Source organism: Deltaproteobacteria bacterium, from assembly GCA_003194485.1.
Taxonomy (GTDB): Bacteria; Desulfobacterota; Dissulfuribacteria; order Dissulfuribacterales; family UBA3076; genus UBA3076.
On the sequence record PQXD01000005.1, the window covers coordinates 44,871 to 59,096 of the forward strand.

The 14,226-nt window shown below is 50.4% G+C and carries 11 protein-coding genes; 3 read left to right on the forward strand and 8 right to left on the reverse strand.

Going from position 1 to position 14,226, the window contains the following annotated elements; translation table 11 throughout:
• Window positions 1–362: 362 nt before the first annotated feature.
• Window positions 363–1,217, forward strand: a complete 855-nt coding sequence (locus tag C4B57_04095; GenBank protein PXF55110.1) for a hypothetical protein — start codon at window positions 363–365, stop codon at window positions 1,215–1,217.
• Window positions 1,218–1,219: 2 nt separating this feature from the next.
• Window positions 1,220–2,191: a metal-dependent hydrolase gene (locus C4B57_04100; GenBank protein ID PXF55111.1), complete on the forward strand. Its 972-nt coding sequence runs from the start codon at window positions 1,220–1,222 to the stop codon at window positions 2,189–2,191.
• 25 nt (window positions 2,192–2,216) lie between these two features.
• Here C4B57_04100 and C4B57_04105 read toward each other — a convergent pair whose 3' ends face one another.
• Window positions 2,217–4,055 carry a long-chain fatty acid--CoA ligase gene (locus C4B57_04105; GenBank protein PXF55112.1) on the reverse strand — a complete coding sequence of 613 codons (1,839 nt, stop codon included), beginning with the start codon at window positions 4,053–4,055 and terminating at the stop codon, window positions 2,217–2,219.
• 153 nt (window positions 4,056–4,208) lie between these two features.
• Window positions 4,209–7,046, reverse strand: a complete 2,838-nt coding sequence (locus C4B57_04110) for an acyl-phosphate glycerol 3-phosphate acyltransferase (protein PXF55113.1) — start codon at window positions 7,044–7,046, stop codon at window positions 4,209–4,211.
• Between the two features lie 532 nt (window positions 7,047–7,578).
• Between C4B57_04110 and C4B57_04115 the strand changes: the two genes are divergently transcribed.
• Complete coding sequence (locus C4B57_04115; GenBank protein PXF55114.1) at window positions 7,579–8,352, forward strand: hypothetical protein; 774 nt, start codon at window positions 7,579–7,581, stop codon at window positions 8,350–8,352.
• 18 nt (window positions 8,353–8,370) lie between these two features.
• Here C4B57_04115 and C4B57_04120 read toward each other — a convergent pair whose 3' ends face one another.
• The 6 genes from C4B57_04120 to C4B57_04145 all read right to left on the reverse strand — a co-directional run.
• On the reverse strand, window positions 8,371–9,576 hold the full coding sequence (locus tag C4B57_04120) for a hypothetical protein (GenBank protein PXF55205.1): 1,206 nt from the start codon (window positions 9,574–9,576) through the stop codon (window positions 8,371–8,373).
• A gap of 317 nt (window positions 9,577–9,893) precedes the next feature.
• The gene (locus tag C4B57_04125) at window positions 9,894–10,256 is read right to left on the reverse strand and encodes a two-component system response regulator (GenBank protein ID PXF55115.1); all 363 of its coding nucleotides are present in this window, start codon (window positions 10,254–10,256) and stop codon (window positions 9,894–9,896) included.
• Window positions 10,253–10,717: a hypothetical protein gene (locus C4B57_04130; protein PXF55116.1), complete on the reverse strand. Its 465-nt coding sequence runs from the start codon at window positions 10,715–10,717 to the stop codon at window positions 10,253–10,255. The genes C4B57_04125 and C4B57_04130 overlap by 4 nt, the downstream gene beginning before the upstream one ends.
• Window positions 10,704–12,188 (reverse strand): hypothetical protein, encoded by a 1,485-nt coding sequence (locus tag C4B57_04135; GenBank protein PXF55117.1) that lies wholly within the window; start codon window positions 12,186–12,188, stop codon window positions 10,704–10,706. Before C4B57_04135 ends, C4B57_04130 begins: the two co-directional genes overlap by 14 nt.
• A gap of 83 nt (window positions 12,189–12,271) precedes the next feature.
• Complete coding sequence (locus tag C4B57_04140) at window positions 12,272–13,042, reverse strand: hypothetical protein (GenBank protein PXF55118.1); 771 nt, start codon at window positions 13,040–13,042, stop codon at window positions 12,272–12,274.
• Between the two features lie 413 nt (window positions 13,043–13,455).
• Window positions 13,456–14,226, reverse strand: a 771-nt coding sequence (locus C4B57_04145; GenBank protein PXF55119.1) for a DDE transposase, incomplete at its 5' end; no start/stop codon positions are given.

The following is a 14,226-nucleotide window of genomic DNA, read 5'->3' on the forward strand; positions in this document are numbered from 1 at the left end:
GCCACAAGGGGCAGCCAATTTTACCAAATCTGCTTTGTTGTCAGGCACTTGAAGTACAAAAGTACGTCTGCGTGCCTTCCGCCTCGCATCTTTGGCAAACTTGGCTGCTGCATAATTCGGGATCATACGTAGTGGCTTGCTGTACTTTTTGAACATGTTTACACTGCAAAAACCCTTAACTCATGATTCCGCTCAAAAAGCCCTAGACCTGCCTGCCGGCAGGCAGGTGTAAGGCGCGAAATTTTCCAGGAATGAGACGTACTTATCGTACGTCGCAGTGAGTGGAAAATTGAAGCAACGCCGCAGATTGGATTTTTCAGCGGAATCAAACATGAGTAGTCTGGGTAGAGGTGACTATTCCTATGCATGCAAGGACCTATCTATTGGTGGGGGCACTTACCAGAGACCTCGCTGAAGAGGGCTTTCGCTATGGCGGTACGGTAGCTTATGCCGGACTCACCGCCATGGCTTTGGGATATGGCATCAAAGTACTCACTACATGTGCGCCGGACGAGCCCGTGAGCGAGCTTCTTCCGGGGGCAGCCATTCACGTCCTCGATTCCACGGCGACCATCACCTTTCGCAACCAGGATACCCCATCGGGCAGGATCCAGCATCTCCTTGCCACTGCCCGTCACATCCAACCGGATATGATCCCGCAGGCCTTTTTTTCTGCAGATATCATTCACATCGCCCCGGTAGCTGATGAATGTCCCCTGGAACTCCTGGAGATTTTTCCCAAAGGGAGACTTGTGGGCACCCTGCAGGGGTGGTTCAGGACCTGGGACAGCAGGGGCATGGTTTCCCCTCAAAAGGTGTCCCCGGAGAAACTGGCCGGTTTTTACGCCGTGCTCCTGAGTCTTGAGGACCTGGATGGCGATCTGGCCTATGCCCGGTCCCTGGCCGGCGTAGTGCCGATTTTTGTGCTGACCGAGGGCCATCTGGGTGCAAGGCTCTTCCGGCAGGGCAGCGAGCGCATTTTCCCCGCACCCAAGGTGCAGGAGAAGGACCCCTGTGGGGCCGGGGATATCTTTGCCGCCGCCTTTTTTTCAGCCCTTGATCAAGGCAATTCCCCGGAGGCTGCGGTCAGGTTTGCAAACCGGCTGGCCGCCTTCTCGGTAACCCGTCTGGGGCTTGCCTCCGTGCCTACGGCCTCGGAGATACGAAAGGCCGGGATTTTATTGGACAAGGCCTTGCCTTGTACGGCAAGGACCTGAGCATGAAGGTCCTTGATAAGGATAGCGCATACACTGACATCCATGTGCATGCCGTGCCGCGTAACGGCGAGATCCAGGCTCACGGCTGGCGGCGGGCCTTGTTTGCCCTTGCTGCCAGGCAATCCGGTGCGCACGGGACTGGACCGGATGCCGCGCGGGCTTACACGGAGAACCTGGCAAGACATCTTCGCGGTTCCCGTTATGTGCGGCGCGCAGTGCTGCTTGCGCTGGATCAGGTATATGACGAACAGGGAACGCCTCACCGGGAGATGACCGGTTTTTATGTGAGCAATGAAGATGTGCTGGCCTGGTGCAGGGAGGCCCCGGAACTCTTTCTTTTCGGGGCATCGATTCACCCCCACAGGCGCGATGCCCTTGAAGTCCTTGAACGCTGTGCGGAACAGGGAGCGGTTTTGGTCAAATGGCTGCCGAACAGCCAGGGTATTGATCCTGCGGATCGTCGCCATCTGCCTTTTTATAAGAAGCTGGCTGAATTGGGTCTTCCGCTGCTCTGTCACACCGGCTTTGAATTCGCCTTGCCTACGATCCACCAGGCATACGGGAATCTTGAGCGCCTGTGTCTTGCCCTGGAGCAGAATGTCATCGTGATCGCCGCCCACAGCGGATCCGGCGGCCTCTTCATTAACCGGCGGACCCTGACGCGTTTTGAACAGATGCTTCGCCGTTATCCCAATCTTTATTGCGATACCGCAGCCCTTGCGCTCCCCAACCGAATGGAGGCCTTGCTGTGGTGGCGCAGTCATCCGGAGCTGTTTAACAGGCTGTTATTCGCCACAGACTTTCCTTTGCCTATATATGCCCTGCCCTGGTCTCTGTTTTTGCCTCGTGCCGACTATATCCGATTTGCAAGGGAGCATAACCCGTTTGACCGGATGGCGGAGCTGCTGAAAGGGTTGGGGGTTTACCCTTCCCCTGATACATTCGAATTACTGCTTCAACACTCCCGCTGGTAGCGGGATTGACGTTTTTTGTCTATCACTATGCCGGAATATCGTGGCGCACATACAGCTTTCGTATCTGTTCTGCAAACTGCTTTTCGATCTCCGGCCGTTTCAGTTTCATAGTTGCGGTGATCATGCCGTTCTGAATGGTCCATGGCTCCAGTGTCATGTACACGGAGCGTATCTGTGCATGGGCCGGGAATTTTTGCAGCAGCCCTGCGATCTTTTTGATGACCGCCTTTATGGCGGCGGGAGACCGGAGTGACGAAGGATCCTCGGGATCCAGATCAAGCCCGGAGGCGAATATCTGCCATGCATCAGGGTTGAGCACCAGTAACGCCGCAATGTATGGCCTGCCCTCTCCCACTACCATGGCCTGTTTGAAGAGCGGATCCAGGACAATCGACGCCTCCAGGTCCGCGGGCGAGACCTTCTCGCCGGTGGAGGTCACCAGGATCTCCTTGAGCCGCCCGCGGATAAAGATTCTATGATCCAGTATTTCCGCAATATCGCCTGTGTGCAGCCATCCATCATCATCTATGGCCGTGCGGGTATCTTCAGGCCGGTTCCAGTAGCCAAGCATGACGCCGGGGCTGCGCACGAGAAGCTCGCCGTTTCGTTCGATCTTGACCTCAACGCCGGGCAAGGGCTCTCCCACTGATGCCGGGACGTTGTTTTCAAGGCGATTGGTGCTTATTACCGGTGCGGTTTCGGTAAGGCCGAACCCCTGTACCAGAGGCAGCCCAAGCCCGACAAAGAACCGTGAAAGTCTCTCCTGCAGCGGTGCCCCTCCGCTGACTGCAAACCGCACACGCCCGCCCAGCCTGGCCAGTACTTTTGCTGCCACGAGTCGATGGAGAATCGGCCATAATATACGTTCTACCGGCCTGGCATGGCTGCCCCGGCCCTGGGCGGCTTCGAACCGGTGCCAGCCAACATCCTCCGCCCATCTGAACAGAAACCGCACAAGCGCATTCTTTTTCTTTAATTGTTGTTGTATCTTTGCATATATACGCTCGAAGATCCTTGGCACCGATACGAGCACTGTGGGCCGGATTGTAAGCAGATCCTCGGCAAGGTCCCTGGAAGAGCGCGCGTATACCACAGAACCGCCTGCCATCATGGGAACGTAATAGCCTACTGTACGTTCGAATGTATGCGACAAAGGCAGAAAAGACAGAAAGATATCTTCACGGTATCCGGGATTCACTTTCAGTACAGCCTCTGCATTCCAGAGGATGTTCATGTGAGACAGCATCACGCCCTTGGGACAGCCCGTTGTCCCTGAAGTGTAAACGATGGTAGCAAGCTTATGAGGATCAGTGGCCCGGTTGACCGGGGCTTCAGGCTGTTCCGGCAGCCAGTCGGCGACATGGCGGAATTTTATATTCTGTGGTGTCCTGGTCACTCTATCTCTTTCCAAACACAGTATAAGTTCCAGGGCAGGCAACCTTGCACAATGCTCTGCCAGTACCTGCCATTGTTGATCAGTGCCGATGAGCAATATCCTGCTGCCGGAATCGCTCAGGATATAGGCGATGTTTCCGGGACTGTCCCATGTACACAGGGGCACAACCACCAGCCCCAGGGACAGGGCGGCCTGTTCAAAGCAGACCCATTCCACGCTGTTTCGCATGGCGATGGCGACACGATCACCGGCCTCAAGATTCTCTCCTGCCAGGGCCTGCTGCCAGCGGGAATACTGTAAGTGGACTTCCCGCCAGGTATAGGATATCCACCTCTGCCCGGCCGGATCATACTGCTGGTAGGCAACGGCCTCAGGCGTCCTTTCGATTCGACGCAGGAACAGTCCCGGCAGAGTACCTGCCTCGGCGCAGGAAATAATGTCCGAATGGAATCCTGTTAATGGATGCATTGTCTTTAAGTACCCGTTCAAAGGTTCAATGGTTCCCCGTTCAAAGGTTCAGTTGGTCTTGGCTCCCAGTCTCTTAGCCAATATTCAGCGGATTCGGCGGCGCCAAGGTAACCATAAACGTTGAACCCTTTTCAACCCAGAACGGTTACATCTTTAATCTCCTGTCAGGACGGCTGTATGACCAAGATCGGGTTCCCCGCAGTGACGCAGAATGTCTTTGCGGGCTGCGTCACGCAGCTCGATGGCAGCAGACCAGTCTGATCCTTTTGGTGTAATCGGTTTCCCGACCGTAACGCTTATCGCTCCCCGGCGCGGAAGCAGGGAGCCTGAACGCAGCTTGGACCGGGTTCCCCTGATTGTCACAGGTACTACCGGCATACCGGCCTCCGCAGCCGTAACGAATGCGCCCATATGGAATGGCAACAGACCCGGCATACGCTGAAACGTTCCTTCCGGGAAAAACAGCAATGACTTCCCGCGGGCTGCCGCTTGTGCGACCCGCCGGGCGTCCGCCACGCCACGTTTAATATCAAAGCGCTCGATGAACTCCACGTCCATGCGCGAAAGCAGCAAGCGGATGGTAAAATAGTCTTTCAGTTCCACCTTGGCTACAAAACCGAACTCAATGGGCAGGGCTGCCACCAGCACAAATCCATCAAGATAACTCAGGTGGTTGGCCACCAGGACAATGGACCGGTCTCTGGGGATGTTATCCAGCCCGTGCACCACAACAGGTGTTTGCGAAAGAAGGGCCAGCAGTCGCATGGAGGCGCGTGCAACAGTCCACCGCCATCCAGACTTTGGTAGCAGGCCCACCAGCAGCCATGTCACAGGCGCTATCAGCCCGAACAGTGCCCAGGCGTAAGAGGCGTATAGCACATCGGTTGCCATTCGTCTTGCGCGGCGCATCTGCGGCAACAAGCCGGCCAGCGCGAGACGGGTCAGTTGCCACCAGACCGCCCGCTGGCGCCTGCCGATCCCGCCCTGCTCGTATAAATTGCGGCTGGCGGCACGGCGGATTTTCCCGCTGGAAGTCTTGAGTACCGTATGCGAAGGGGCGATTACCACGTCGTCAGGAGGCATTCCCAGAAGGTCGACCGTCACGCTGTTTATACGGGTGCGTAGCCACTCTATCTTCTCGCTGTCCGTTTCCCGGGTCTCGGCAAGTACCACCAGGCGCTCAGTACCGGAAGCAGGGTCAGTGCTCCCAAAGACAGCCACGCAACCTTTACGGATGCCGGGGATTTCTCCCACAGCCTCTTCCAGCTCATATGGATAGATATTTTGCCCGCCGCGTATGATGATGTCCTTGACCCGGCTGGTCGGATATACATCTCCTCCGGCTATATAAGCGAGGTCACCGGAATCCAGCCAGTCTCCGTGGAACAGAACCCGGGTCTCCTCAGGGTTGCGGAAATAGCCGCTGGTTACCGAAGGCCCCCGGAACTGCAGCCTGCCTTCCTGCCGTTCAGGCAATTCGCGATCAGTGGGATCTACAATGCGGATCTGGTGCCCTGGCAAGGGCTGGCCGCATGCCACGAAGCGCAATGCCTTTGTGTCTGTTTCCGGTGCCGGTATGGCCTGACCGGAGCTTATGAACGGCTCGCGCCGGATCCGGTCAATGACCGGGCCGCGGTTAAGGGGCGGAAAGGCCAGGCCAACCGAGCTCTCGGCAAGCCCGTAGACAGGAGTCATGGCCTCCGGCCGGAAGCCATATTGGCTGAAACGTTCGGAAAAGTGCCGTACCGTCTCCGGGCTGACCGGCTCCGCCCCGTTAAAGGCGATGCGCCAGGAGCTGAGGTCCAGTCCCTTGATATCACGGTCATTGATCTTGCGCAGGCAAAACTCATAGCCGAAGTTGGGGGATGGGGACAAGGTGCCCCGGTGCCGGTGAATGGTCCACAGCCACTGTTCCGGTCGCGCCAGGAACGCCATGGGCGACATAAGCACCAGTTGGCAGGCGTAGTACAGACTGCCGAACCAGGCACCGATCAGGCCCATGTCGTGGTAAAGGGGCAGCCAGCTGACGAAAACATCAGTGGAATCTGCCTCCACGGCCGCGCCCATGGCCCGTATGTTGGCCAGCAGGTTGGCATGGGTGAGGACCACGCCCTTGGGGTTACCCGTGCTGCCTGAGGTGTATTGCAAAAAGGCGATATCCTGGGGCTGTAATGGATGAGGGCTGAATTCTCCCGCCCCGGCAGACAGGTCCTGAACAGTCACCACGCTGCGCAGTCCCTCCACCTGGGCCTTGAGCAGACGGGCGAGTTGCCGGGCCTCTGGCACAGTAATTAACATCGTGGCCTGCGCATTACCCAGAATGCCCCTGTGGCGGCGAAGGTGCTCCTCGATCTGCGTCGGCCGTACTGGTGGATACAAGGGAACCGGTATACCGCCTCCGAGCAATATTCCAAAAAAACTGAAGAAGTACTCGCGACTGGTGGGCAGCATTATGGCCACTCTCTGTCCGGGCTCAAGGCCTTTTTGCCGCAGCCCGGCAGCTACTGCTTCCGCCCCCTGTTTAAGTGCCTGGTAAGTAATCTCTGTCTGGTGATCGGCTTCGCCGTAAATGAGTATATGAGGACGGTCAGGATGGGAGAGCACGTGCCAGTCCAGGACATCTACCAGGGTTTGCGCACTATGAGCCGCGGTATCCGCCTTCTCCAGGGCGGCCGGTTTTACCTGATCCGGGATTATCCGGGGCCGCCTCGGACTGCCGGCGCTCAGCACGGCCCGCAGCAGATCGCGCGGCGTTTCCGCGCTGGCCAGCACCTGTTCGGACAGCATGACATCAAAAGTTCGCTCAATTCGGATCAGCAGCTCTACCCTGGCCAGGCTGTCAAGGTCAAGGTCACGATCCAGTGAGCTGTCGAGCGTCACTGACGATAATTCTTTCCGACCCGGTTGAAGCTCAGCCGCAAGCTGGCGCACGACTTTAAGCAGCGATTCAGCAGTCTCTTCAAAGGACCTTTCTTTTTGCCTGTCACTCATCGAATTATTTACTATTTATTCTTTGTTATAGATTTTACGGTTAGAATAATCCGTACAACAGACAAGCATTAAAAACTGCCAAACTAATAGACACAAAATTTCGTAATTTAAAATTCATGATTAAAAAACTGAGTTGTTGTTTAATCTGGCACTGATTATACTGTAAAGGATCTGAGTCAGCCAGGATTCAATATGCTTGACAAGTTGGAGGCTTTCATGTATAAACAAGTATCTAAAAAAAGTGATATCCCGTCTCTTTTCAACATTGGCAGTAACTTCATGCCATAAATACCTTAACACGATATTTACGAAAGTAACTACATGCAAAGATCTAACCGGAGTTTACTGCACTTTCTTAACTTAAGAACCGTCAGGCCAGATCATCTGAAAGTTATTTTCTGTATTGTTACCATTATTTTTATGCTATGCCAGCGGAAGGCCGGTATCAAGAATTTGTAAGGTCAGATGACGGACAAAAAGATTTTCGGATCCAAAAGCGATTTCGATTCCATTGAGGAACAGACTCTTCTCTATGCCAGAGATCTGGCCAAGATGTTTATGGAAAGAAAGGAGAGAGAGGCAGTTAAAATTAACCGGACAGCAATTGGCGCAGTCCGCCAAGATAGCCCTCCTGGGAGAACTGGCGGCTGGTATTGCTCACGAGATCAACAATGCGCTGACCCCTGCCATGGGTTATTTGTCTATCTTGCTCCTGGATCGAAGCAATCTTCCGGAAAAGGCAGTAGAGTATTTGGAGTTGACAGAAAAAAGTATAATGAAGGCCTCTTCCATGTTGCAGCAGATTCTCGATTTTTCGCGCAAGAAGCCTGAAAAAAGAGAAGCTGTGGATATCAATACTATATTGGAACGCAGCCTTTCCCTATTGAAATATAGACTTACAAAAAACCAGATAAGATTGGAAAAAGGTTTGCAATCCGAATTGTCAAAAATCCTGGCAGATGATACCCAAATCGAACAGGTCTTCACCAATCTTATTCTTAATGCTATTGATGCCATGGGACCGGGTGGTATCTTACGTATAACTGCCACTAATCATGTAAGAAAATCAGCGGATGATCAGCCGTACGTGGAAATGGTCTTTGAAGATACAGGTCCCGGCATTCCCCCGGAGGTCATGGAACATGTCTTCGAGCCGTTTTACACGACAAAAGGCCAACAAGGGACCGGTCTGGGCCTGTTCATATCTTACAGGATAGTAGAAAAACACGGAGGGATGATGGATGTGGTCAGCACGCCTGATCAGGGTACTCGGTTTAGTGTCTGTCTGCCAGCACTGGCATCTTAACTCTTCAGGCTTAAGGCTCTACTTATAAAGTAGCTGTATCTTTCCGTTCCTGACCTCGGTAAAGTACACGTCATCTATCCCCTGGTGGTCACTGGGACCGAAACTGATAGCGGTCCCAATTCCTACATAATGTTCTCTGATAGACTCTAATGCCTTTATAAAGCCTTCCCGCGTGACATCCCGCCCTGTCCGCCTCAGGGCCTCGATCAGGATCCTGGCGTTGATAAAGCCCTCAAGGCTCACAAAGTTGGGTTTATCATCCGGATAGTATCGGGCTAACTGGCGGGAATATTGCTTGCATGCGGGCAAAAGGATCCGCTCGGTAGGTGGTGGGACAACTTGCGTAATCAAGACCCCCTCGCCGGCGTCACCAAGCTCCTCGACCAGTTTATCTGCCCCCACAAAAGAGACGTTATGAAATAAAGGATTATATCCCCTGGCCCTGGCCTCCTTTATAAACTTGGCGCATGGGCTATAGGTACCTATCATGATGACCGCCTGGGCCTGAGAGGCCCGTATCTTGTCAAGGGCCTCCTCGATATCAAGTGTCCCCCTTATGAAATTCCCTGTGGCCACCGGAGCGAGATAATACTTTTGCAAGGCGATCTGTGTGCCCTTGAGCCCGTCAAAACCATAGTCGTCATATTGATAAAATACCGCTATACGGCGCAACCCTTTTTCTTTTACAAAGTAGCGAACTGCGGCATTGGTTTCCTGGTAGTATGATGAACGGATATTGAAGATGTAATGCCGGAAAGGAAAACGCAGTTTATCGGCCCCACTGAAGATACCCAGAAGGGGGATCTTATTTTCTTCCACGATATCAATAATCTTGACGGTAGTCGGTGTCCCAACATAGCAAAAAAGGCAAAACACCTTGTCTTTATGGATTAATCTGTTTGTGTTGGCTACGCACCGTGGAGGGTCGTACCCATCATCGTAGGCAATTACCTTGATCTTTCGATTATGAATGCCGCCCTCATCGTTTATCTTCCGGATCAGGCACATTGCGCCATGAAAATACTGTGTTCCCAAAAAACTGGCATGTCCTCCAAGGGCCAGGGATGATCCGATTAATATCTCATCCGGACCTACCCCGGGGCTGGAAGCAACAAATGCAGGCTGCGTTGGCCCTATATCTATTTTCTCTTCGACCGGCGGCGTTTCCAGACGAAGATAGCCGTACAGGCTATAGACGCCAAGTCCGATCAAAATTATGATGATACCGGACCATATCTTCTGCAAACCGGCTTTCCTCGCTATTTATCGTGAAAATACCTTACGGAATTGTTTTGAAAGATGAACATCGAACATCGAACATCGAACGTCCAACGTCGAATGAAAAACAAACATCCAATACCGACGCGCAGCGCAGGCGCTTGCGCCGCGTGACATTCAATGTCCATTTTTGTCTCTTTTCAACCGCTTTAATACTCGTAACGAAAAACTTAATTAATTCTTCTGTTTTTTCATCTTTTCCCATTCAACATTCGATGTTGGACATTCGATGTTCGATGTTCATTAGTCCATATAAGCATTTATCAAAGGATACTATCTATCTTGTTCATCAATTCCATCGGACTGAACGGCTTTACAAAATAATCGTCTGCACATGCAGCCTTCCCTCTTTCTATGTCGGCTTTTTGTCCTTTGGCCGTGAGCATAATAATGTAAATGTCCTTTGTATCAGGATCCTTTTTCAGGGAACCGCAGACATCATAACCATCCAATCTGCCCGGCATCATAATGTCCAACAGAATGATATCAGGAATGACCTCCCGGGCTATCTTCAAGGCCTCTTCGCCTGTCGAGGCCTCAAGTATCTCAAAGTCACCGATGGAAAGTGTAATTCTTATTAGCTTTCTTACCTTGTCTTCGTCATCGACTATTAATATTTTTTTCATTTTATCAGACCTGATTCTGCCCAAAAAACAGGAAGACCAAAACCGATCGTTGTACCTTTGCCTTCTTTACTCTCTAAATCTATCCTGCCTCCATGAGAATCTATAATAAATTTTACAATGGACAGTCCAAGACCTGTGCCGCTGATATGGGATCCGTCCTTTCGTTCTACCCTGTAGAATTTATCAAAGATATTGGGTAAATCCCGTTCAGGTATACCTATGCCATGGTCCTGAATACTGATCCAGACCATATTGTCCCTTTCAAAGGCCTTGCATATGATATTGCCACCTGCTGAATATTTAACTGCATTATCCAGGAGATTCTTTATAGCCTGTTCAATCTTCTCGCCATCCGCATTTACCAGAGGCAAATCCTGTTTGATGTCTGCAATAATGCGGCGGCCGGTGTCTGCTTCGGAATAAAACCTGATGTTTTTCATTAAAAGCTCAGCAAGTTGCAAGGGTTTTTTTCTTAAACTCGAGGCCCCTTTGGGATTCTATCCGTGAGATATCCAGAATGTCATCAAGGATATTGCTTAAACGGATCGACTCCTCATGGATAAAGCGCAGAAACTCGTTCTCCTGGCTCTCTGTTAAAGATCTTGTCAACAAAAGCTCGCTGTATCCCAACAAGGTAGTCAGCGGCGTACGAAGCTCGTGAGAGGCTATGCTCAGGAATTCCGACTTGGCCATATTGGCTTGAATCAGCTCATTCTGAATATCCTTTAATTCCTGGTTACTAACTTCCAATTGCCTGGTGCGCAACCACACCTTTTCCTCAAGGGTCTTGCTGTACTCCTCTATTTCCTTCCTGGTGCGTGACAGGTCTTCAGCCATCCGGTTGAAGGCCATGCCTAAAGTGCCGATCTCATCTTTGGAGGTCACGGTAGCCCTTTGGGAAAGATCTCCTCCCGCAAGTCTTTTAGTCACTTCTGTCAGCCGCCTGATGGGCTTAATAATGGGATCGGCCAGTTGAAAGGAAAGCATGATCCCAAGGACGATACCCATACAGGAGATCATCAAAATGAAGTGCAAGATTTCAGACAAATGGGCGTAATATCTTGTTGCATCGAAACCAATGCTTGCCACGCCTATAAGTTCGTTGCCGAACTTTAACGGCATATCGACCAAATACATCTTTTGGCGCGGGAATATCCTGGTATAGATGTCCGCACCGTTGATAATTGCCCTGATCCCTTTATCATTGGCAATCATGCCCACTTTGTCGATATCGCTGCAGGCTATGATACGGCTGTCATCGTCCACAATCATGATCCACGAGACGGTCTCGGAGCCTTCGGTCAGCCTGGTCACCAATCTCTGCAAATGGATCAGCTTATTTATATCCTGCATGTTTCTGATACTGTAACTGAGCGATTCTGCCATAATTCGGCTGTCTGTCCTCATTTGGCCAATGAGTTTAATCCGATCCCTGGGGGAGGCACGAAAATAATCATGCAACTCAAAAGCAACTATCACTGCAGCGAATACCTTGTTCTTTTTCTTAAGGGGATAAACTCCCTTGTAAACCTCCTCTCCCATTACATGATCAAAACCGCTCACATAATAACCTTTCTTCAGTGCTTCCAGAACGAGCCGGCAAGACGCAACTTCTCCAACCTGCTCCCTGAACGTGGCGGATGTGATCCGGCGATCATTATCTACTACCCATACACCGAACAGCCCTTCGGTCAGAGACAGCTCTTCCACAAGTTTCTGCAGGTTTACCTTTTCAGCAATATTCTTCTGATTCGCTATACTGATGGTCAGGGCACGGTTCAAGGCAATGACACTGTCCTGCATGTTTGCAAGGAGACCTTTTTTTTCGTGCATATAGCTGGCCCAGAAGAAAAGCAGGGCAACAAAGACAAGTAAGACGACTACGGACAATATAATCTTCGTCCGGATGCCAGAATCTTTCAGGAATGACATACGTCAATCACTTCGGGGTATATTCCCCACCCCCTGGGTCGTTCAATGCTTTTTGGATACACCGCTACTTGCAGCGGGGTAATTCATTCAGCCCCCTTTTTCTGATACAGAACCTGTGAACGAAACCGGGTAAATACGATGGCAATGGCTACGATCAGCCACATAATCAAAAGGATTATAGAAAGAAAGACACAGCGATGGTAAATGATATTTAATCTTCTATTACCTTCTTCGAATAACTTCCCGGCAGCATTTCTTATTTTTATACTTTCTTTTTTGAGTGCTGGGAAAATATCATCTTGACTCTTGTAATAGCTCAAAACTGCCTTAAACAACTTATCGTCTTTCTTCATCAATTCATCAATTCTTTTATCATGCTGTGCCCATATCAGTAGGTTTGAGACCGCCTGTTTGCGCTTATCCAAAAAACTGGGCTCACTTGGCGGTTCCGGATAGTTACGGTAGAGGAAGTATCCCTTTTCATGAATGCGAATCTCTTGCAAGGCTATTATGCCGCGCTCTGGATTCATTTTTGAATATATGACCGCTAGAATATTCTTTTCTAAGGTCCTTAGTTCAATAACGTGCTTTTCAATAGCCTTATGATAGAGGATAAACTGATCAGACAATCTCTCATACAGGTTTATGGCCTCATCCCATGCGGCAAAATCAAAAACTCCTGCCTCATTTTCAGCAGATATTGATTTTTCATATAAAGAAAACAATTTTCTCAAGCTGTCTATTTTATCCCTGGCATTATAAAAGGCATCTTCATTGTTATAAATCAGGTAATCCTTTTCCTCCATTTGCATCTCTATTACCGTATTGAGTATCTCTTTCCCTGCCTCATTCATGTAAATGTATTTTGGTATAGCCTTAACATTGAATAAAAGGAAGACACCTATAAGGAGAGAAAGGACGGTACATATACTAAAGGCGACTCTATCCACCTGATGTCTTCTATCTTTTAAGGTAATATTTCGGGTATGACCTTGCTTCTATGTTCAATTCGCTTGCGGTATTTGTCATAATCAAATTCCGGGGTCCAGTTACGATCGTGACATTTAATGCAGACCGTCTGATAGTCCACCCTTCTTCCAATGGGAAGACTTCCCTTATGAGCGTGTCCCGTAAATCATATCAGCCGAAGATTTCGATTCGGCCAAATTTTGGCCTTATGCCCCTCTGGACTTTCTGGAAATGCTGATTATTGAGATTCATTGTCATAAGAGCCTTATTCCACCCCCTGTTTTCCTCTATTTTATGCTCATATTGCCGTTTTTCTGTCGCCATATCTGTATAGCTTCAAAATATTGTGCGCACTGCACCATAAGGTGAATTCGTTCTTAACCTTCTCAAGTCCACGTAAGAGAAAGCCGGGGAAACCCTGACAATGTTTCATCTGCCCAAATACAGGTTCAATTATTCGCTTGCGAAATCCATAAATATATCGACTGACTGGGTTTTGGAGGTTCCTGTCCATGGCCTTGTATCTGTCGGAACGGTGCCTGATATTTTTGGAGCCGGATTCGGCCTTTCTCATCTCTTGCTCTTTCCGGGTTGAAACAAGAGCGTTTATTTCATCCTTGGATTCCAGGTATTCAAGATTATCGTCACTGCAATACCCTGCGTCAGCAAGGACTGTCTTTGCGTAAACATCTATTTCTGAAAGATTCTGCTGTGCCTGCTCCAGCATAGGTTTAAGCTGATGAATGTCATTGGCCTCATTCACCACGTCACAGGCAATAACTATCTGGTCTTCTGTAGCTACGGCCTGAGCATTATAACCTTGAATATAACCTTTGGACGTCTTCTGAATACGACTCTCAGAATCGGTCATATTGACCTTGGTTTCAGGCTTCACTGTGTCGTCAGGCTTTTGAGATTTTCTGCCGTGTTTCTTATGAGACTCCTTGCTCTTTTTGGCTTCAGCCTTTTTTCTGGCTTCCAGGTATTTTTTAGCCTCTTTGATCTTTGCAAGCCTTTTTTCTGCAGTACTCAAATCCTCAGGAAGTTCATCACCACGTTTGCTGCCATA

Excerpts from the sequence above, each read along its gene's own strand:
- C4B57_04100 (PXF55111.1), top strand. The coding sequence starts at position 1,220 with ATGAAGGTCCTTGATAAGGATAGCGCATACACTGACATCCATGTGCAT.
- C4B57_04095 (PXF55110.1), top strand. The coding sequence starts at position 363 with ATGCATGCAAGGACCTATCTATTGGTGGGGGCACTTACCAGAGACCTC.
- C4B57_04125 (PXF55115.1), bottom strand. The coding sequence starts at position 10,256 with ATGAAAAAAATATTAATAGTCGATGACGAAGACAAGGTAAGAAAGCTA.
- C4B57_04115 (PXF55114.1), top strand. The coding sequence starts at position 7,579 with ATGCCAGAGATCTGGCCAAGATGTTTATGGAAAGAAAGGAGAGAGAGG.
- C4B57_04140 (PXF55118.1), bottom strand. The coding sequence starts at position 13,042 with ATGAATGAGGCAGGGAAAGAGATACTCAATACGGTAATAGAGATGCAA.
- C4B57_04105 (PXF55112.1), bottom strand. The coding sequence starts at position 4,055 with ATGCATCCATTAACAGGATTCCATTCGGACATTATTTCCTGCGCCGAG.
- C4B57_04135 (PXF55117.1), bottom strand. The coding sequence starts at position 12,188 with ATGTCATTCCTGAAAGATTCTGGCATCCGGACGAAGATTATATTGTCC.
- C4B57_04110 (PXF55113.1), bottom strand. The coding sequence starts at position 7,046 with ATGAGTGACAGGCAAAAAGAAAGGTCCTTTGAAGAGACTGCTGAATCG.